We start from the raw sequence: 19,994 nt of genomic DNA, 5'->3' as shown, positions 1-19,994 counted from the left end.
GATGGTTTTTAACGGCAGTGATCGTATTCGAGCAGTTTCAGCACTTCTTCCGAATTACGGCGCTGTTTAGCGATGTCGTACGGCGCGAGTTCGTCATTGGTGCAGAAATCCTTGCGAGCGCCGGCCTGTAGAAGCATTTGGACGGTTTTAGCGTCGGCTTCGCGCGCTGCCATGTAGAGCGGCGTGATGCCGCGCAGGGTACGCGCGTTAACGTCCGCGCCCTTGCTGATCAGATAGGCGACCATATCTTTATTGCCGGCAGAGGCGGCATAGTGAAGCGGAGACCAATGACGCGGATTATTAACGTTCGCGCCTCTGGCGATCAGCTTCTTGGCGAGCGGGTTGTCTTTTAAGAAGACCGCGATCATAAGCGGCGTCTCGTTCAGCGCGTTGCCCTGATCAATCTTCAGATTTTTTTGCTTCAAAAGCAGATCGACCACTTTCCCGGAATGGTTGCGAATCGCAAGCATAAGCAACGGCTCACCTGTTCCGCCAGTCGTTGCCGTGTTGGGATCCAGGCCTTTTTCTAAAAGGGGCGCAAGTGTGTCTGCGTCGTTGGTGACGGCTGCTGTTATCGCTTCATCATAGCTGCCGGCATAAGCCGACACGCTGAATAAAAGGGCGGCAGCTGCCGCAGAAAAATGCTTCAAAATCATAATTTAGCTCTGCTGAAAAGCTTAAAAAAGTTTCTCGTCGAGGCGTCAGCGACCTCGTCAAGTGAAACACCTCTGAGTGAGGCGACCTTCTCGGCGACCAATCTGACGTAGGAAGGTTCATTTTGTTTGCCGCGATACGGGATCGGAGCAAGATACGGACAATCGGTTTCCACAAGGAAGCGATCCTCCGGTACCCAGGAGGCGACATCCTGGATTTGAGCGGCGTTCTTAAAGGTGACAATGCCGGAGAAAGAGATATATCCGCCAAGGTCAAGCGCCGCCCGCGCCATTTCTTTGTCACCGGTGAAGCAGTGAAGTACAAAGCCGCATTGATCGGCGCCGTGCGAACGAAGAATGTCCATCGTGTCTTCTTTCGCGTCTCTTGAGTGGATGATCAGGGGCAGTTTCGCGATTTTTGCGGCCTCTACGTGCCGCGCAAAGCGCTCCTTCTGATCGTCATACGGCGCTTCTTCGTAGTAGTAATCAAGACCGCATTCACCGATCGCGACGATTTTCTCCGGTTTGGACAATTCGACGAGTTCTTCAATTGACGCCTCATGAGGATCGTCATGCGTACTCGGATGAACGCCGACCGCATACCAAGTATTGGCATGCTCCTGCGTGAATTTCAGACCGCGTTCATATTCGTGAAGCGAACAGCCCGCGATCAGAGTTCCAGCGACATCCGCTTTCTTCATGCGCTCAAAGAGCTCGGGCAGCATGTCCGCAAAGCAGTCGCTGTCAATGTGAGAGTGTGAATCGATCAGCATTTCAGCTCAGGTGTCCGAAATGAATATAGTTGTTTTCAAAGCTCAGATAGCCGCCGCGCTGATTGCCGTTCTCGAAGTCCCAATCGGGAAGTACCCAGCGGTCAAAACGCGAGTCCTCGTTCACATGCGTATGGTGAGCGGGCTTATGCGTATGGCCGTGGATGACGACTTTGCATCCTGCGGAGCGAAGTGACTTCGCGACTTCGGAAACGACCACATCCATATATGCGGCGTCTTTCTTTTGGTTATCGGCTTTGCTTTGTGAGCGAAGTCCGTTGGCCAGTTCGACGCGATACTTCAGCTCTTCCTTGAGGATTTGCTTCTGTACCGCCGGATCGCGCAGCGTGCTTCGGAACTGCTGATAATCATGATCAAGCGTGCACCAGGCATCGCCGTGAGACAAGAGGACTTTTTCCCGACCGATCTGAACCGTGATCGGGTCGCAGAGAATCTGCGCGCCGATCGAAGCGGCGAAATCCGCGCCGAGCAGAAAATCGCGGTTGCCGTGCATGAGATAAATTCGATGTCCGTCGCTGAAGTACTGCTTCAGCGCGCTGATCACGTCGACATACTGCTCAGCCATATCATCTCCGGCCCAGAACTCAAAGAGATCTCCGAGAATGACAAGCTCGCTGAAGCGAGCGGCGTCCGTTTTAAGAAACTTTAGAAAAGCTTCCTTAGTCGCCGGTTTGTCGTTCGAGAGATGAAGGTCCGCGATAAACACCGGGTTCAGAAGAACAGGAATCTTGGAAACACAAATTTCCGAAGGTGCCGCTGCGCTTAATGCCACTTAGATAACCTCAGCTTTTTTGATAATGACGTCTTCGTTGGGAACATCGTCGTAGTAGCCGACGCGGCCGGTACGGACAGCAGCGATTTTATCGACTGCGTCAAAACCGGCGACAACTTTGCCGAATACGGCGTAGCCCCAGCCGTTCATGGTTTCGCTCTTGAAGTCAAGGAACTTGTTGTCAGCCACATTGATGAAGAACTGAGCGGAAGCGGAGTGCGGATCCATTGTACAGGCCATGGAGATGGTGTACTTCTCGTTGGAAAGACCGTTGTTGGCTTCGTTGCGGATCGGATCACGTGTCGGGACTTCATCCATGCCGGGCTTGAAGCCGCCGCCCTGGATCATGAAGCCGGGGATGACGCGGTGGAAAATCAGACCGTCATAGTGACCGTCTTTGACGTACTGCTCGAAGTTTTCCGCAGTGACCGGTGCATTCTTGTAATCGAGTTCGATGTCGATGTTGCCGAAATTTGTTTCTAAACGAATCATTTCTTTTTCCTTATAAATAATTACTTAAGAACTTTAACGCTTTCGATAATAACGGGTCTGGAAGGAACGTCATCATAGAATCCGCGGCTGGTGGTCGGCGTGCGGCCGATTTTGCGGACTACGTCCATGCCCTGAACAACTTTTCCGAAAACTGAATAGCCGTCCTTAGAAGAGTCGCCGTTTAAAAAGTCGTTGTCCTTCAGATTGATGAAGAACTGACTTGTCGCGGAGTTCGGGTCATTGGTTCTTGCCATCGCGATAGAGCCGACGGTGTTTTTAAGACCGTTCTTGTCTTCGAGTTTGATCGGGGCGCCGGTTTTCTTCTGGTTCATGTCTTTGGTAAAGCCGCCGCCCTGAATCATGAAGTTATTGATGACTCTGTGGAAGATGGTTCCGTTGTAAAAACCGGAATTGGCGTATTTCAGGAAATTATCGACCGTGACCGGAGCCGCTTTGCTGTTGAGGTCAACGACAATTTTTCCTTCCGTGGTGTTGATTTCAACCATCGGAGCGGCAAAGGACGCAGCAGAGGCTGCACTCAGCAGGACGGCTGCGACGATTTTTTTTGTTGCGTTCATATTTCTTTTGTCCAAATCAAAAATTCTGAGTCGGTATTGACTCTCTGGTAATTCATTGCACCCGTAGCAGGCAAAGGCTTATTCGTCTATCTCTTTGAGTGCCTTTATTTTCTTTTTCAGAGTGGCATTTTTCGGATTCAGTCTTGAGGATTTCTCAAACATCTGAAGCGCCTTAGCCTGATAGATATCGCCAAGGTTTTGGTATGTTGTAGCGTTCATCGCGCTGTTCTGGATCGCTCTTTCAAGAAGTTTCTGCGCATAGCCGAGGTTTCCTTCGCTCGCATAAATCACGGCAAGGTTGTTGTAGGGTTCGGCGACTTCGGGGTACTCACGCGTGAGCTGCTCGAATACCGTTTTTGCTTCCTCTGTTCTGTTCGTATCAGCGAAGATAACGCCGCGCAGGAAGCGAAGATTCAGGTTCTGGGGGTTGGTTGCGAGTTCCTTATCGGCCAGCTCGAGCGCATCCTTATATTTACCGCGGGAAATGAGCTGATTAACCGAGCGGGCCGGATTAATAATTTCAGGCGTACTGTCTCCGAAAAGCGGCACGGCATCCTGAGCATAAGCCGCAGCGGAAAATAATCCGAGGGAAAGAGCGGAAGTGACCAATAATTTTGCCAAGCGCATTACTTAACCTTATTGAATTAAATGCCAAGAATTTTAATGTTAGACGGATTTTTTAGCCAAAATCTCAAGCTCGGCTGAAAACAAATTTTGTTAACAAAAGAATATGATTTTTTGCTTTTGAGGCGCTCTTCATCAAGCGGCCTTCTCACAGTAAAGATTAATAGCGGCTCCGTGCATGGAAACTTGAGTCATTCTGGTCTTTCCGCAGTGACTTTTGTCAATTGTCGAATTTATTGAGCGAACGGATTCCGAAGACGCCTGAAATTGCATTTCTCACGCGGAGAGTTACGGACCTGTCTGATAAAATCAAAAAATTATCCTGGGCGGACTGCAGACTGTCCGTTGACAACCTTAAAGAAGGTAAAGATGGCATTAAAAATCTACAACACACTGACGCGCAAGCAAGAACCGTTTCAATCGATCGAACCCGGAAAAGTCGGGATGTATGTCTGCGGCGTGACGGTGTATGACGACTGCCATATCGGACACGGCAGAACATTTATCGCGTTTGACGTGATTCGCCGCTGGCTGCAGGCAAGCGGCTATGACGTCAAGTTCATCCGCAACGTGACCGATATCGACGACAAGATTATTAAACGCGCAGCTGAGCGCGGCGTGCTTCCTGAAGAACTGGCTAAGAAATATACAGAGCGCATGCAGGAAGACTTCAGAAATCTCGGCTGCTTGGGCCCGACGGTAGAACCGAGAGCGACACAGTACATTCCTAAGATGCTTGCTCTGATCGAGACGTTGGAAGAAAAAGGCTACGCGTATCAGGATAAAAACGGCGACGTGGATTACTCCGTTCGCAAGTTTGCTCCGTACGGACGCCTCTCCGGCAAGAAAGTCGACGAGCTTCAGCCCGGAGAACGCGTGCAGGTTGACGCGGCTAAGAAAGATCCGCTGGACTTTGCGCTTTGGAAGAGCGCTAAACCCGGTGAGCCGATGTGGGATTCTAAGTGGGGCAAGGGACGTCCCGGCTGGCATATCGAATGCTCGGCGATGAGCTGCGACCTGCTTGGAGAAACGTTCGATATTCACGGCGGCGGTCCGGATCTGCTTTTCCCGCACCATGAAAATGAAATCGCTCAGAGCGAAGCCGCAAACGGTAAGAAGTTTGTCAACACCTGGATGCATTCCGGTCCGCTTCGTGTGAATGGCGAGAAAATGAGCAAGTCTCTCGGTAACTTCTGGACGATTCGCGACGCGATGAAGGAAACCAATGAGCACTACGGCGAAAAGAACGGCAGCGAAACACTGCGCTTCTTCCTTTTGAAGTCTCATTACCGCAGCCCGATTGACTTCTCCGCGGCGCTTGTCGAGGACTCTCACGCAGGTCTGATGCGCCTTTACAACGCGCTCAAGAGCACCGCTGCGGATGATCAGCCGCTTGACTGGAATGAAGAGCACGCCAAGCGTTTCAAAGAAGCGATGGACGAGGATTTCAACACCGCCGGCGCGGTGGCTGTTCTCTTTGAACTCGCTAACGCAGTGAACGCGACGAAGTCTTCCGCTCTTGCTAGACAGCTTAAAGAACTTGGCAAAGTTCTCGGTATTCTTCAGCTGGATCCGGAAGTGTTTGTGAAAGGCGCTGTGGCCGAAGTCGACGAGGCTTGGGTCGAATCCATGATTCAAGAGCGTAAAGAAGCCAAAGCGGCAAAAAACTGGGCGCGCGCCGATGAGATTCGTAAAGAGCTCAGCGATAAAGGCATCATTCTTGAAGATGCGCCCGGAGGCGTGACCACATGGCGTAAGGGTCAGCCTTCCGCATAGGTCGTGTTTTATGGCAGCGACAGACGATAAGCCGCAGTGGTGGGATCAGGCTAAGAGAGAACTCTCGGCCGCCGATCCGGTGATGGCCGCGCTCATTGAATCGAGTCCGGACGTTCACCTGATCTGCCGCGGCGATCCGTTTGAGACGCTCTTGCGCTCGGTGGTCGGTCAGCAGATATCAGTAAAAGCCGCGGCGAACATTTGGAATCGCTTTGCCGCGGCCTGTCCGAATCTAGACCCGGAAGTCATTCGCAGAAAGCATCGCAGAACGCTGCGCGCTGCCGGTCTTTCCGAACGTAAAACAGATTTTATTTATGACATATGCCGCTATTTTTCCGAGCGGCAGGACGTAGTCAATCATTTTGAAGAGTTTTCCGATGAAGAGCTGATAAAGGAGCTCTGCACCATTAAGGGAATCGGCCGATGGACTGCAGAAATGTTTCTAATTTTTGCGCTTCGGCGTCCGAACGTTTCGCCTCTTTTAGACTACGGCTTTGTAAAAGCAATCGGCAGAGCTTACTTCGCAGGCGAAGAATTTGACAGTCTTTCAGCGTCAGAACGTCAGAATAAAATTCTTCCCGTTGTGCAGCGTTGGGAGCCATGGAAAACCGCGGCGACGTGGTATCTGTGGCGAAGTCTGAATAACGCTCCGGTTCAGTATTAAAGGCAAAAAATGACAAAAATTACTTATTTGGAATTTGAAAAACCCGTAGCTCAGCTCGAAGAAAAAATTCAGGAGCTTCGGGAAATGAATGAAAAATCCGAAGGCATGGAGCTTCAGAGCGATATCAATCGACTGGAGAAAAAGAAGCTCAAACTGCTCAAGGATATCTTTGCCAAGCTTTCGCCCTGGGATATTTCACTCCTTGCGCGTCATCCGCAGCGCCCTTATACGCTCGACTATATTCGCATGCTCTTCACCGATTTTCATGAGCTGCACGGAGACAGAGCTTATGCGGACGACGCTTCGATCGTCGGCGGGATGGCGCGCTTTAACGGTGAACCCGTGATGGTGATCGGTCATCAGAAAGGCAGAGACACCAAAGAGCGTACGCTGAGAAACTTTGGTATGAGCCGACCTGAAGGCTATCGTAAGGCACTTCGCCTGATGCAGACCGCAGAGAAGTTCCGCATGCCGATTTTCACCTTTGTGGATACCCCGGGTGCTTATCCCGGCATTGGTGCCGAAGAGCGCGGACAGTCGGAAGCGATCGGACACAACCTCTATGTGATGAGTCAGCTGAAGACGCCGATTATTACAACGATCATCGGTGAAGGCGGCTCAGGCGGCGCGCTTGCAATCGCGGTCGCCGACATCGTCCAGATGCTTCAGTATTCCACATACTCCGTTATTTCGCCCGAGGGCTGCGCCTCAATTCTGTGGAAGAGCGCCGCAAAGGCGCCGGACGCGGCCAAAGCGCTCGGACTGACCGCGCCTCAGCTTTTTGAAGGTCGGCTCATTGATAAAATCGTAGAGGAGCCGCTCGGCGGCGCGCACCGTGATCCTGAACTGATGGCGCAGAATCTGAAGCGCTCGCTGAATGATTCGCTTCGCACGCTCAAACATCTGAGTGTGGAGGAACTCCTTGAAAAACGCCATCAGAAGCTGATGGATTACGGGAAATATGTCACCGAAGCCTGATATCAAAACTGCTAAACGACACAGAACGCCGGCGATTACCACTCGAGTGAGTGAGTCGCTGGCAGCAATTTCCGGGAAACTGTCTGATAAAGACAGAAGGCTTGAGATCGCAAGCCAAAACCCGCTTCCCAATGTGGTGGTCGCCTTTTCCGGCGGCCTTGATTCCACGGTCCTTCTTCACGCGGTCACTCGTCTTAAAGATAAGAAATTCGGACGCATTACCGCGGTCCACGTTCATCACGGTCTCTCTAAGAATGCCGGAGCATGGGCAGAATTCTGCCAAGATACCGCGAAAAAATTCGGCGCGGAATTTGTCCTGCGCAAGGTCAAAGTTGTGTCTTCCGGCGAAGGTATAGAAGCCGCTGCCAGAAAAGAGCGCTATCGAGTCCTCGAAGAAGTTCTTAAAGAGCAGGGTGCTTCAGCACTATTAACCGCGCATCATCTCGACGATCAGATTGAAACCTTCCTCATTCAGTGGATGCGGGGCGCGGGTCCCGAAGGTTTATCCGCAATGCCCGCTCTCAAGGCGGACAGCGGCGTAGTTATCGCACGTCCTTTTTTGGCGTTCACGCGCAAAGAACTCGAAGAGTACGCCGCCAAGAAACATCTCCAATGGGTGGAAGACGAAAGCAATGAAGATACGGCTTATCTGCGTAACGCTCTGAGAAACATTGTGATTCCGGAGATGGAAAAGGCTCGTCCCGGCTTTAAGACGGCCGCCCAGCGCAGCATAGAACTCGTAGCGGAAGCCTCACAGATATTAAGGGAGACAGCGGCGGAAGATCTGAAAGAGGTGAGCGAGCATGAGACCGGATTCATTTTGCTTGATCGTTTCTTCAAACTGTCTGCTGCTCGTCAGACAAGACTGCTTCGCTTATGGATCAGTCTTCATGGACTTAAGCCGCTGCAGAGAAATCGACTTCTGGAAATTCTGAGACAAATTAAAGAGACGGACAAACAGAGCGTGCTCCTTTTTACGTCTAATGATAAAGAGGTGCGCCGCTACGGAGCCCGACTGATGATTACGGCAAAGGAAAAGCAGGAAACGATTCCGGAGCTCGTTATTCAATGGCAGGGAGAAGAAAGTATTGATCTTCCAGGTTTTGACGGCAGGCTGGTATTAAAAAAAAATCCCAAAGGCTTTAATGAAACGTATTTAAAGGCTATGCCGCTGACGGTTAAAACGAGAAGCGGCAGCGCGAAATTAAAGATTCATCCGTTCCGTCCGTCTAAAAAAATCAAGGTTCTCTACAAAGAAGCCAAGATCCCGGATTTTGAAAGAGCTCATCTTCCTCTGATATGGCGTAACGGAAAACTCATCTTTGCCGCCCGACTCGGAGAAGAAATCCGAGAAAAACTAGATGATGACGGAAGTGAGAAGTACAGCATGGAGTTCGTAAAAAATCCCGAACTCAGTCTTTTATAAAGAAACAGCCGGCGTTCGCCGGCTGTACTGTTAAGGCGTCAGCAGCGCCTCAGGATTGTCGAATTCTGCTCCGCTTGCCTTCTCAAAGAGCTCAAGAAGCGATTGGATGGTCAGATTCTTTTTCTTTTCTCCGCCGACATCTACGACGACACGGCCTTCGTGCATCATGATGAGACGGTTGCCAAAGCGCAGCGCGTCCCTCATGTTATGCGTGATCATAAGTGTCGTGAGGTGTCCCTCGGAGACACGTTTCTGCGTGAGTTCAAGAACCTTTTCCGCGGTTTTCGGATCCAAGGCCGCCGTGTGTTCATCAAGCAGCAAAAGTTTCGGACGAACCAGAGTTGCCATAAGCAGCGTGATGGACTGTCTTTGACCGCCTGAAAGCGTTCCGATACGCGTTTCGAGACGGTTCTCCAAACCAAGATCAAGCTCCCTGAGCAGTTCTTTGAACTCCTCAATCTGATTGGCGCTTGAACTCCAGCGAAGCGAAAGCGGTTTGCCGCGTCTGCTTGCCATGGCAAGGTTTTCGGCAATCTGCATTTCTGCGGCTGTACCCTTCATCGGGTCTTGAAAGACGCGACCGATGTAGCGTGCTCGAATATGTTCCGGCATGCGTGTGACATCGTCTCCGTTGATTCGGATCGAACCTTTATCCGGGAAGAACACGCCTGCGATGCAGTTCATCAGTGTAGATTTGCCGGAACCGTTGGAGCCGATAACTGTGACGAAGTCACCTTCCTCGAGTGTCAGATTGACGCCGCGGAGCGCTTTTTTCTCGTTTGGCGTATGCGGAAAAAACGTTTTTCTCAGATCTTTAATCTCTAGCATCGTTTTCTCCTTTTTTCAGAATGGCGAATTTGCCTTTTACCAGCGGCAGAGAAAGTGCGATCGCAACAAGTACGGCGGTAAAGAGTTTGAGATCGTTCGGCGGCATACCAAGCTCCAGAACAACCGCAATGACGATACGGTAGATAATGGAGCCGAGAACAACAGAGATCAGCCAGTTCTTAAAGCTTCTTGTGCCGAAAAGCACTTCACCGATAATGACGGAAGCCAAACCGATGACGATGGTACCCGTTCCCATGCCGACGTCCGCAAAGCCGTTGCTTTGAGCGACGAGCGCGCCGGAGAGCGCGACCAGCGCATTACTGATCAGCAGGCCGAGAATGACCATGATATCGGTATTGACGCCCTGGGCTCTTGCCATCTGGGCATTGCAGCCGGTGGCACGGATCGCGGTACCGAGGACGGTGCCGAAGAACCAGTACATGACAAAGCCGACAGCGGCGGTTGCCACAATCCCGACAATAAGAGTCGCTACTGTCTGAGAGACGCCGAAAGCGTCCATTGTCATCGTAAAGACAGTATCAGCGCGAAGCAGCGGTACGTTCGCTTTGCCCATAACCATTAAGTTGACCGAGTAGAGTCCGATCATGGTCAGAATACCGGCGAGAAGGGCCGGAATTTTAAGCTTTGTTGTGAGCAGCGCGGTTACCGTTCCGCCAATAGCGCCGGCAATGATCGCCATAAGCATTGCGAGCCAGACGGAGTGACCTGCATCGATCAGGGTTGCCGCGACCGCCGCACCGAGCGGGAACGTTCCTTCCACACTCAGGTCGGCGATATCAAGAACTCTGAAGGTCAGGAACACGCCAAGCGCCATGATGGCCCAGAGCAGTCCCTGAGAGACTGTCGAAATAATTAAATCCTGCATTCAAAAACCTTCTACTACTTAACGATCTCGTGGCTAACATCCGCGGGAATCTTCAGATCAAGATTCTTAACGGAAGTTTCGTTAAAGAGCGTTTTGAAATCCTTCTGGAAGCGGATCGGCATTGATTCGGGCTTAGCCTTTCCTTCGAGGATGTCGGCGGCCATGTCACCGGCGATCTTGCCGAGTTCATAGTAGTCAACCGCAATAGCGGCGGTGGCGCCGGATTTAACCATGCCGCCTTCACCGGCAAATACCGGAAGCTTAGCGGGTTCAGTGATCTTAATCAGCGCGGGGACTGCCGAAGCGATGGTGTTGTCCGTCGGGGAGTAGAGGACATCGACTTTGCCGACCAAGCTCTGTGTGGCCTGCTGAATATCGTTCACGCTGGACACTGTTGCCTCACGCACGTTGAGTCCGCGTTTTTTTGCTTCATCTTTAAAGATACCGACTTGGCGTTCGGAATTAATTTCGCTTGAAGAGTAGATAGCGCCGACGTTTTTAGTGTTCGGATAAATCTTGATAATGAGATCCGCTAAATCACCGATCGGGGCCATGTCGGAAGAACCGGTCACGTTGGCGCCGGGCTTGTCGTTGGATTTAACGAGCTTTGCGATTTCGAAGTCTGTCACGGCGGTTGCGACGATCGGAATCGTACGGGTAGCGTTCGCCATTGTCTGAGCGGCCGGCGTCGCGATCGCGCCGATCAGATCAACTTTATTGCTGACAAATCGCTGAGCAATATTTCTCAGATTGGACTGATCAGCCTGTGCGTTTTGGAAGTCAAACTTCACGTTCTTTCCTTCTTCGAAGCCGCGGGTCTTTAATGCGTCCACAAAGCCTTTATTTGCCGCATCAAGGGCTTTGTGTTCTACGAGCTGAACAACGCCGATGCTGTAAGTCTTAGCGGCAGGTGTGCTGCCGGCGGCCGCAGGGGCTGCTTTCTTGTCATCACAAGCTGTGAGCATGAAGGCGGCAGTGAGGGATGCCGCCAAAAGGCATAAACGAGAAATTTTCATTTTTTGACTCTATTTTGGGAGTTTTTGCGAAATATTGAACTAATTTTAACTATTTTATTTCACGGCTCAAAAAGGACAGATATAAAAAAGCGGAAATCGCCGTGGATTTCCGCCTTTATGTCCGGCACGGATTAAAGAATCTTGGAAAGGAAATCCTTGGTTCTCTGATTCTTCGGATTCGTAAAGAATTCTTCCGGAGAAGCTTCTTCCAAGATGACGCCTTTATCGACGAAAAGAACACGGTCTCCGACTTCTTTAGCAAATCCCATTTCATGCGTGACAACGACCATTGTCATGCCTTCACGGGCAAGCGACTTCATGACGTCGAGAACTTCCTTAACCATTTCCGGGTCAAGCGCGCTGGTCGGTTCATCAAAAAGAAGGACCTGAGGATTCATGGCGAGTGCTCGGGCGATCGCGACTCGCTGTTGCTGACCGCCGGAGAGCTCATCAGGCATTGAGTCGGCTTTATTTTCAAGACCGACTCGTTTGAGAAGCGCCATTGCTTTTGCCTTGGCTTCTTCCTTTGTTTTTCCTCTGACCTGCATCGGAGCGAGCATGATGTTCTCGAGGACCGACATATTCGGGAAGAGGTTAAAGCGCTGGAAAACCATCCCGACCTCGCGGCGGATGGCGTTCAGGTTTGCTCCTTCCTCGAGCACAATCCCGTCGATTGTGATTTTGCCGCCGCTGGGCACTTCGAGATGGTTCAGGCAGCGCAGGATGGTACTTTTACCGCTTCCGGAAGGTCCGATAATTACAACGACTTCTTTTTCCTTAACTTCGAGGTTGACGTCGTGAAGGACCGTGACATCGCCGAACTTCTTACTGAGGTGTTCGACTTTAATCATTGTGCGCGGTTCAGATGTTGTCTGGGTTGTACTCATAATTAATTCTTTCTGCCTTTGTTAAAGCGTTTCTCAAGAAGAGCAACTAATCTGGAGATAGCTATTGTCATGACCAAGTAGATGATCGCAACGGCCGTCCAAATTTCGAAGGACGCATATGTTCTGGAAATAATCAGCTGACCGGTTCTTGTCAGTTCCTCGAAGCCGATCACAGAAACAAGAGACGAGTCTTTCAGCATGGCGATGAATTCATTGCCGAGCGGCGGAATAATGCGTTTAAACGCCTGCGGCATGATGACAAAGCGCATTGCTTTGAACCAGCTGAGACCGAGTGCGCGGGACGCTTCCATTTGTCCTTTGTCGATACTTTGGATACCGGCTCTGAAGATTTCTGCGACATAGGCGCCGCTGTTAATGGAACAGGCTCCGACGGCGGCCATAAACGGGTCGATACGGTGGCCGATAAGCTGAGGCAGGGCAAAGTAGACGATGAAAATCTGTACCAGCAGAGGAGTGCCTCGGATACAGTCAACGTAGACAGCGGCGAGTCCGCGGATCAGTCTATTGTTTGCAAGTCTGGCGACACCGACGAACATACCGATCAGAAGACCGAGTCCGACAGCAAGTGCGGTGATTTCGAGTGTAACGCCTGCGCCTTTTAGGAGGAGAGGCAGGTTGTCTGTAATAATGCTTAGGTTCAGATCCACAGCCATTGTTATTATTTCAAATCAAAGATGAAGATATGAGAACGGCAGGAACATAGGTTCCTGCCACTGTCAGACTTTTCGGATTAAGCGCCGAACCACTTCTTGTAAATCTTGTCGTATTCGCCGGATTTCTTCAGTGCGGCAAGGGCTTCATTGACCTGTTTGATCAAAGCCTGGTTGCCTTTCTTAGCGGCTATGCCGTAAAGTTCAGCTTCCATGATTTCACCGACCATCTTACCTTTGCCTTCGCCGCCCTGGCTGACCAGATAGTAAGCGATAACCGGCTGGTCATTGATCACAGCGTCCACGCCTTTATTGGCAAGCTCAAGGTTGGGTTCATCAGCGTTGTTGAACTGTTTGACTTCAGCTCCTTTGATAGTCAGCGCCTTGTTAGCGCCGGTGGTACCGATCTGTACGCCGATCTTCTTGCCCTGCAGGTCATTGATGCCTTTAATGCGGTTGTCATCAGGACGAACCATGATGATCAGACCGGCGGTGTAATAGGGGTCGGAGAAATCGACAGCGTTCTTGCGAGCTTCGGTAATTGTCATACCGGAGATTGCAAGGTCAATGTTGCCTGCGCCGAGAGCAGGGATCAGACCGTCAAAACCGAGATTGACGAGCTCAACCTTACGGCCCATTTCTTTTCCGAGCGCACGAGCTAAATCCATGTCAAAACCAGTCAGTTCGCTGGAATTGGGGCTTTGGAATTCAAACGGCGCGAAAGTCGGGTTCGTACCGATGCGGAGAACCTGCTGCTGAGCAGGCGCAGATGCAGTCTCAGCTTTTTTGTCACCGCATCCGGAAAGGAGCGAGGCGCCCAAAACTGCGGCCAGGGGTAAGGTCAAGAGTGTTCTTTTAAACATCACAATCCTAATAAATTAATAAATGTTCCCTTGGAGGGGAACGAGTACACATTGTCCCTAGTTTAATTTAATAAGACGTTATTTGATGACAAATGATTAGATAATTCGATAGGTTTATGCTGCTCCGGAGGATTTTCCGGACCAGAAGTCAGGTGATCGCAGATTAGGGACGGACTTGGGAGGTTTCTGTGTGGCTTGGTGTTTTTTACGGTGTCGCGGGCTGTGCGCTCTGGGGGCTGATTTATATCATTCCTCTTTTGCTGCCGAGCTATGATCCTATCTCTCTTGCAATGTCACGGTTTGCAGTATTTGGGGCTGCGAGCCTTGTGATGATTTACTGCTTTCGCCGCTATCTTGGGCAGCTCACGCTCAGGGACTGGCTATGGGCGTTTTGTCTTTCCTTTTTCGGGAATGCGGTTTATTACGCCTTTTTGACTCAAGGCATCCGCATGGCAGGCGTTCCTACTTCCGGAATGCTGATGGCGCTTATTCCGCTTAACGTTGCGCTGCTTTCCAACCGTGCGGGCAACGGGATCGTGCTTCCCTGGAAAAAGCTGATTCCGCCGCTTCTTCTGATTCTTCTCGGTTTGTGGGTTGGAAACATAGAAGAGTTTTCGATGGTTCGGGACAGTATGTCGGCGAGCGATTACTGGATCGGCTTTACTTTCAGTTTTATTTCCATGCTGTTATGGACTTGGTTTCCGATTAAGAACGGGCAGTGGCTGATTCTTCATCCCAAGGTTCCGCCTGTCGTTTGGACAACGGTTCAGGGAGCAAGCATTTTTCCCGCGACGCTGCTGATCTTTTTGGTGATGAGTGCTGAGCGGATTGAGGCTGGGGAGTCGCTGCTCGGGCCGACTCCCGGGCTGTTTATTTTCCTTCTTCTTGTTGCCGGGATTGCGTGCGGATGGGGCGGCATGGCGCTCTGGAATCTGATGAGCGCTCGGCTTCCTGTTGCGCTCAGCGGTCAGATGATTGTCTTTGAGACAATCTTTTCGGTGATTTACACACTCATATATAGAAAACAAGCGCCCGATTGGACGCTTGTTCTGGGTCTTATCATTCTTCTAGTCGGCGTATCGCTGTCACTGAAGTGTTTCAGAGACGCGGAAGCCGAGCATAAAGCGAAGATTAGAAGTTAGTGGCCTGCAGCTGGAAGTAAGCCTGCGGGTGAGAGCAGACAGGGCAGACTTCAGGAGCACGGGGGCCGATGACAAGGTTGCCGCACTCACGGCACTGCCACATAACGATTTCACTCTTTTCGAAGACTTTCTGCATTTCGATGTTATTCAGAAGCTTGAGATAGCGTTCTTCGTGATGTTTTTCGATTGCGCCGACGCCGCGGAATTTAGCAGCGAGTTCGGGGAAGCCTTCTTCTTCAGCGTCCTTAGCGAATGTTTCGTACATGTCGGTCCATTCGTAGTGTTCGCCGCCGGCAGCTGCTTTCAGATTTTCTGCTGTGTTGCCGATACCCTGAAGTTCCTTGAACCAAATTTTGGCGTGTGCTTTTTCGTTAGCAGCGGTTTCTTCGAAGATTGCCGCGATCTGCTGGAAGCCTTCTTTCTTGGCTACGCCGGCGAAGTAGTCGTATTTATTACGAGCCTGAGATTCACCAGCGAACGCTGTCCAAAGATTTTTCTCGGTTTTTGTACCGGCTAAAGGTTTTGTCATTTGATGACTCCTTTTTATAGATAAGGGGATGAAATATAAAAAATCTTTGAGCGTTATAAACCAAAAAGGGCGTTTTAACAATAAGAGACAAATCAGTTTGCTCAATAATAGGATGCGGCATCACAATTTACGGACATTTTCAAAAATGCGGAGAAATATTTTTTTACTCTTTTGCGCGGCGGTCAGTTTATGCGCCTGCAGCTGGTCGACTCAGCAGATTGGTCAGAATGACTATGAGATATCCGGATATTTCGACTTTACGATGAAAGGCGAGGTTGTTGTACAAGGGTTAAAGGATCAGGCTGCTCTTTACTGCAAAGGAATAAAAGAGGGTCTCGTGCCTCAGGTGTATTACGTGACGGACAAGAACAGGATCTTTGATTATCAGGCGCAGAGAGCTTCGGCCGTGATACGGTTTCACTGTGTAGAAGGCGGCCAGGCACAGAAGTAGAAATCAAAAAGTTCGGAGGGTTTGCAAAAAATAAAAATTGCCTATAGAATACGGCTCTCTTGATCGTTCGATCAGTTGTGCGGAGAAGTGGCCGAGTGGCTGAAGGCACACCCCTGCTAAGGGTGCAGACTGGCAAAAACCGGTCTCGAGGGTTCGAATCCCTCCTTCTCCGCCATCACGTTATTTCATAAGCCCTCATTGACTATCATTGAATATCTATAATGCCAATAACGACGGGCGTTTCCTCCTGTTCCGTTATGTCATTGGATATCATTGGATGTCATAGATATTCATTGAATCGCGAACAAAATGGTTCCTATTTAGGAACCAATTTTGGTTCCTAAATAACACCTGAGAAACGCAAAAAACACTTTAGAATTTAAGGGTAAAAATGATTCTGACAAGTGCGATTGCAATTAAAAAAATTAAGGACGACGGTCGCTTCACAGTTTCCGGCTGCAAGGGCCTACAGTTGCGCATTGAAAAAGGAATAAAGAAATTTTTTCTTCGTTATAGCGTTAACGGTCAACGAAAAACGATTTCATTAGGTTCCGCTGACTCATTGTCTTTAGCTGATGCTAGAGCCTTGGCAAATGATCTTCTCAAAAGGATTGCTTTAGGCGAGGACCCTGCTGAAGAAAAACGATTGGCTCGAAAAAAGGCTGCTGAAGAAAAGAAAAGAAAGCAATTAACGTTTTCCGATGCTGCCACCCAATGGGTTGCTGAAAGAAAAGCCGGAAACTATTGGCGATATAACCAAAAAGGTGAGACCAACACGCTCAGTCGTTTTCACAACCATGTTTTCCCACATATAGGAGAAATGAAAATTGATGAAATTGAGCCGGAGGATATTAGAAATATGCTGCTTCCGATTTGGAACAGGAGCCCCTCAACTTCATCAAAAGTTCTTGCTGATGTACGTGCCGTTTTCCGCTGGTCTATTGCTTTGCGTCTCAGACAAAACAGAGAAAATCCTGCTGATTGGAATGGCGCACTGGGCGTCCTTATGGAGCCGTATGAAAAAACTCGCAAGGAAGAAGAAAATTTTTCCGGGTTGGACTTCCACGAAATTCCCCACTTCGTCCAGGAAATTTCAGCTTTACACAGCCGGTCGTCAGAAATGCTTCTTCTATCAATTTTCCTGGCAGCACGATCAAAGGCTATCAGAAATGCAAAATGGGACGATTTTGATTTAGAAAAACGAATCTGGAACATTCCTCTCGAAGACGATAAGGCAAAAGATTTAAACCGGGAACGAACTATCTACCTCAATTCTGCCGCCGTCCAACTTATCAAAGGAGTTCCAAGATTTTCTGAAAGCCCATATGTTTTTTGCAACGCCTACGGGAAGCCTTATTCGGATATGGCTATGAATCAAGTCATCCGCAAAGCACACGTTCGGAGAAAAATGATTGATCAGATCGGCTGGATTGATAAAGAAAAATCCTCAAGAACCGGGAAAGAGTGCATCGTCACTCAACACGGTACCGCTCGATCTGCTTTCAGAACATGGGCAAAGGACGACGAGCTAGGAAATAACAAGAAGTTCGATCAGGAAGCCGTTGAGCGCTGTCTACTGCATGATCGGGCTGATCCGTACAAGGGTGCTTACGATCGCAGCAAAATGGAACACGAACGACGCAGGATTATGGAGGAATGGGGAGAGTTTTGCTGTAGTTTTCTTCCGAAAAAATAACGTCACTTTACAACCCCGAAACCGCAGGTTTCGACCGCGAAGCGGTGGGCAGGATAAACCCAAACTTTAGTTTGACCGCGCGAAGTGCGGTGGTTGGCCTTTGGGTCAAATTCTAGTCTCTAGAATTTGCACCCGAAGGCGATCCTGCATTAACTGTTTTTCTGTCTTTCGTCTGGGGAAATAATTTCCCCAGACCCCTTTGAAAATCCTTAAGGATTTTCAACTCGCTTTGCCTTCGGCTTTGAAAAGCTGTGAGCAGCTTTTCGGGAGGTTTTGCTTTGCAAAACCTGATTTGAAGCCTTCGGCTTTTGGACTTCGGTGTTGTCCACAGCCGGGCTTCGCCTAACGGCTTGTGGTCAACACCGCACACTGCGAGAAGCTGTGCACATTTCACGCCCGAACGCTTGCGTCAGAACTGGCTGTAGTGAGTGGTGTCTGAAATCGTGCTCAGGTTCGAGCGCTTTTTAGGAGGGTAAAAAATCGTCCTATTGAGAAGAAGTTGTTTGCAAACAACTTAAGTGTTGATTTCGATGTATTTTACCCTCCCAAAAATGATAGTTTGCTGCGCAAACTCAGAGCTTTGCTTTTTAGAAGCAAAGCCGGATATTCGCCTTCGGCGTCTCTACCTCGGTGTTGTCCACAGCCGGGCTTCGGCTAACGGCTTGTGGTCAACGCTGCACGCTGCGAGAAGCTGTGCACATTTCACGCCCGAACGCTTGCGTCAGAACTGGCTGTAGTGAGCGGTGTCTGAAATCGTGCTCAGGTTCGAGCGCTTTTTTAGGAGGGTAAAAAATCTCTGTATTGAGAAAAAGTTGTTTGCAAACAACTTAAGTATTGATTTCGATGTATTTTACCCTCCCGAAAAGGATAGTTTGCTGCGCAAACTCAGAGCTTTGCTTTTTAGAAGCAAAGCCGGATTTTCGCCTTCGGCGTCTCTACCTCGGTGTTGTCCACAGCCGGGCTTCGCCTAACGGCTTGTGGTCAACACCGCACACTGCGAGAAGCTGTGCACATTTCACGCCCGAACGCTTGCGTAAAACTGGCTGTAGTGAGCGGTGTCAGAAATCGTGCTCAGGTTCGAGCGCTTTTTAGGAGGGTAAAAAATCGTTGTATTGAGAAAAAGTTGTTTGCAAACAACTTAAGTGTTGATTTCGATGTATTTTACCCTTCCGAAAAGGATAGTTTGCTGCGCAAACTCAGAGCTTTGCTTTTTAGAAGCAAAGCCGGATTTTCGCCTTCGGCGTCTCTACCTCGGTGTCGTCCACAGCCGGGCTTCGCCTAACGGCTTGTGGTCAACACCGCACACTGCGAGAAGCTGTACACATTTCACGCCCGAACGCTTGCGTAAAACTGGCTGTAGTGAGCGGTGTCAGAAATCGTGCTCAGGTTCGAGCGCTTTTTAGGAGGGTAAAAAATCGTTGTATTGAGAAAAAGTTGTTTGCAAACAACTTAAGTGTTGATTTCGATGTATTTTACCCTCCCGAAAAGGATAGTTTGCTGCGCAAACTCAGAGCGTTGCTTTTTAGAAGCAAAGCCGGATTTTCGCCTTCGGCGTCTCTACCTCGGTGTCGTCCACAGCCGGGCTTCGCCTAACGGCTTGTGGTCAACACCGCACACTGCGAGAAGCTGTGCACATTGCGCTTAGGTTCGATTAATATTGTCAGCAAAACATTAAATATTCCCCATCAAGAAATTTATGAAAACAAAATCTGTTGAACCTAATATTGCTGATCTGGCTAACGGCTGGTTGAAATCTTATGGACTTGACTACAAGTTGGAACAAGAAAGTCTTAACTCCGAGATAGATAACGCCTTAGATGAATACTTGTCAAAAAGCGGCGGAAAAGGAGGTAACCGGCCCGACGCAAAACTGCTTTTACAAGACAAGGAATTAAACTACTGGCCTATCCTTATCGAATACAAGGGTTATAAAGACAAACTAGTGAAGCTTGATGCTGCCGGAAACGTTGACAACACAAAAAGCAAAGGAGAACCTAATTACCAAAATATTAAATCTTACGCTGTCAACGGGGCCGTTCATTATGCGAATGCGCTGCTTCATCACACAAGCTATACGGATGTTATTGCCATCGGCATGACCGGATTCCGTGATGAACTCGGACAGTTACAGCATCAAATTTCGGTTTATTACGTTTCAAAGAAAAATTTAGGTGTCGGACAAAAAGTCGGTGAATATACTGACTTGTCATTTCTACCCCCCCCCCCGACTTCAATAATTTTATTGAAGGAATTAGACAGTTAAGTTTAAGC

Annotated in this window: 21 protein-coding genes and 1 tRNA gene; 9 read left to right on the top strand and 13 right to left on the bottom strand. The window is 49.6% G+C overall.

Annotated features, from left to right (window positions below; genetic code table 11):
- Positions 1–8 precede the first annotated feature (8 nt).
- The 6 genes from AC6I1F_RS09090 to AC6I1F_RS09065 form a co-directional block, all read right to left on the bottom strand.
- Positions 9–656 carry an ankyrin repeat domain-containing protein gene (locus AC6I1F_RS09090; protein ID WP_251569739.1) on the bottom strand — a complete coding sequence of 216 codons (648 nt, stop codon included), beginning with the start codon at positions 654–656 and terminating at the stop codon, positions 9–11.
- The gene (locus AC6I1F_RS09085; protein WP_251569740.1) at positions 653–1,426 is read right to left on the bottom strand and encodes a TatD family hydrolase; all 774 of its coding nucleotides are present in this window, start codon (positions 1,424–1,426) and stop codon (positions 653–655) included. The genes AC6I1F_RS09090 and AC6I1F_RS09085 overlap by 4 nt, the downstream gene beginning before the upstream one ends.
- 1 nt (position 1,427) lies before the next feature.
- Entirely contained in the window at positions 1,428–2,216 is a 789-nt protein-coding gene (locus AC6I1F_RS09080; RefSeq protein WP_251450001.1) for a UDP-2,3-diacylglucosamine diphosphatase, read from the bottom strand.
- Positions 2,217–2,708 (bottom strand): peptidylprolyl isomerase, encoded by a 492-nt coding sequence (locus tag AC6I1F_RS09075; protein WP_497801757.1) that lies wholly within the window; start codon positions 2,706–2,708, stop codon positions 2,217–2,219.
- Positions 2,709–2,728: 20 nt separating this feature from the next.
- Positions 2,729–3,286 carry a peptidylprolyl isomerase gene (locus AC6I1F_RS09070; RefSeq protein WP_290432735.1) on the bottom strand — a complete coding sequence of 186 codons (558 nt, stop codon included), beginning with the start codon at positions 3,284–3,286 and terminating at the stop codon, positions 2,729–2,731.
- A 78-nt stretch (positions 3,287–3,364) separates the two neighbouring features.
- Complete coding sequence (locus AC6I1F_RS09065) at positions 3,365–3,913, bottom strand: tetratricopeptide repeat protein (RefSeq protein ID WP_251569742.1); 549 nt, start codon at positions 3,911–3,913, stop codon at positions 3,365–3,367.
- A 366-nt stretch (positions 3,914–4,279) separates the two neighbouring features.
- Here AC6I1F_RS09065 and cysS point away from each other — a divergent pair, with 366 nt between their 5' ends.
- Genes cysS through tilS form a run of 4 tightly spaced genes read left to right on the top strand, consistent with a single transcriptional unit; the run spans position 4,280 to position 8,754 of the window.
- Positions 4,280–5,686, top strand: coding sequence for a cysteine--tRNA ligase (gene cysS / locus AC6I1F_RS09060; RefSeq protein ID WP_251569743.1), 1,407 nt, complete (start codon positions 4,280–4,282; stop codon positions 5,684–5,686).
- A 10-nt stretch (positions 5,687–5,696) separates the two neighbouring features.
- On the top strand, positions 5,697–6,350 hold the full coding sequence (locus AC6I1F_RS09055) for a DNA-3-methyladenine glycosylase family protein (RefSeq protein WP_160336178.1): 654 nt from the start codon (positions 5,697–5,699) through the stop codon (positions 6,348–6,350).
- A gap of 9 nt (positions 6,351–6,359) precedes the next feature.
- On the top strand, positions 6,360–7,328 hold the full coding sequence (locus AC6I1F_RS09050) for an acetyl-CoA carboxylase carboxyltransferase subunit alpha (RefSeq protein ID WP_289168605.1): 969 nt from the start codon (positions 6,360–6,362) through the stop codon (positions 7,326–7,328).
- Positions 7,312–8,754: a tRNA lysidine(34) synthetase TilS gene (gene tilS / locus AC6I1F_RS09045; protein WP_290432736.1), complete on the top strand. Its 1,443-nt coding sequence runs from the start codon at positions 7,312–7,314 to the stop codon at positions 8,752–8,754. Before AC6I1F_RS09050 ends, tilS begins: the two co-directional genes overlap by 17 nt.
- Before the next feature lie 30 nt (positions 8,755–8,784).
- Here the strand turns inward: tilS and AC6I1F_RS09040 are convergent, their stop codons facing one another.
- The 6 genes from AC6I1F_RS09040 to AC6I1F_RS09015 all read right to left on the bottom strand — a co-directional run bounded on the left by AC6I1F_RS09040 (position 8,785) and on the right by AC6I1F_RS09015 (position 13,905).
- A complete protein-coding gene (locus AC6I1F_RS09040; RefSeq protein WP_251450015.1) occupies positions 8,785–9,582 on the bottom strand; it encodes an ABC transporter ATP-binding protein in 798 nt (265 codons plus the stop codon).
- Positions 9,569–10,468: an ABC transporter permease gene (locus AC6I1F_RS09035; protein ID WP_160336182.1), complete on the bottom strand. Its 900-nt coding sequence runs from the start codon at positions 10,466–10,468 to the stop codon at positions 9,569–9,571. Before AC6I1F_RS09035 ends, AC6I1F_RS09040 begins: the two co-directional genes overlap by 14 nt.
- A 14-nt stretch (positions 10,469–10,482) precedes the next feature.
- The gene (locus AC6I1F_RS09030; protein WP_289168604.1) at positions 10,483–11,484 is read right to left on the bottom strand and encodes an ABC transporter substrate-binding protein; all 1,002 of its coding nucleotides are present in this window, start codon (positions 11,482–11,484) and stop codon (positions 10,483–10,485) included.
- Between the two features lie 131 nt (positions 11,485–11,615).
- Positions 11,616–12,335, bottom strand: coding sequence for an amino acid ABC transporter ATP-binding protein (locus AC6I1F_RS09025; RefSeq protein WP_160336192.1), 720 nt, complete (start codon positions 12,333–12,335; stop codon positions 11,616–11,618).
- A gap of 38 nt (positions 12,336–12,373) precedes the next feature.
- The gene (locus AC6I1F_RS09020; protein WP_160336184.1) at positions 12,374–13,045 is read right to left on the bottom strand and encodes an amino acid ABC transporter permease; all 672 of its coding nucleotides are present in this window, start codon (positions 13,043–13,045) and stop codon (positions 12,374–12,376) included.
- 77 nt (positions 13,046–13,122) lie between these two features.
- Positions 13,123–13,905, bottom strand: a complete 783-nt coding sequence (locus AC6I1F_RS09015; RefSeq protein ID WP_304625213.1) for a basic amino acid ABC transporter substrate-binding protein — start codon at positions 13,903–13,905, stop codon at positions 13,123–13,125.
- Between the two features lie 188 nt (positions 13,906–14,093).
- Here AC6I1F_RS09015 and AC6I1F_RS09010 point away from each other — a divergent pair, with 188 nt between their 5' ends.
- Positions 14,094–15,047, top strand: coding sequence for a DMT family transporter (locus AC6I1F_RS09010; protein ID WP_497801756.1), 954 nt, complete (start codon positions 14,094–14,096; stop codon positions 15,045–15,047).
- Here AC6I1F_RS09010 and rbr read toward each other — a convergent pair.
- Positions 15,037–15,576, bottom strand: coding sequence for a rubrerythrin (gene rbr, locus AC6I1F_RS09005; protein WP_160336187.1), 540 nt, complete (start codon positions 15,574–15,576; stop codon positions 15,037–15,039). The two genes, AC6I1F_RS09010 and rbr, sit on opposite strands and share 11 nt — an antisense overlap.
- A 145-nt stretch (positions 15,577–15,721) precedes the next feature.
- Between rbr and AC6I1F_RS09000 the strand changes: the two genes are divergently transcribed.
- From AC6I1F_RS09000 to AC6I1F_RS08985, 4 genes are all read left to right on the top strand, one after another.
- Entirely contained in the window at positions 15,722–16,027 is a 306-nt protein-coding gene (locus AC6I1F_RS09000; protein WP_160336188.1) for a hypothetical protein, read from the top strand.
- Positions 16,028–16,108: 81 nt separating this feature from the next.
- Positions 16,109–16,202, top strand: a tRNA-Ser gene (locus AC6I1F_RS08995).
- Between the two features lie 216 nt (positions 16,203–16,418).
- Positions 16,419–17,723: a tyrosine-type recombinase/integrase gene (locus tag AC6I1F_RS08990; protein WP_497801755.1), complete on the top strand. Its 1,305-nt coding sequence runs from the start codon at positions 16,419–16,421 to the stop codon at positions 17,721–17,723.
- A gap of 1,696 nt (positions 17,724–19,419) precedes the next feature.
- Positions 19,420–19,986: a hypothetical protein gene (locus AC6I1F_RS08985; protein ID WP_497801754.1), complete on the top strand. Its 567-nt coding sequence runs from the start codon at positions 19,420–19,422 to the stop codon at positions 19,984–19,986.
- Positions 19,987–19,994: the final 8 nt, after the last annotated feature.

This window comes from Parasutterella sp. St.1A3 (assembly GCF_059728705.1).
This window is presented reverse-complemented; position numbering and strand designations above follow the sequence as displayed.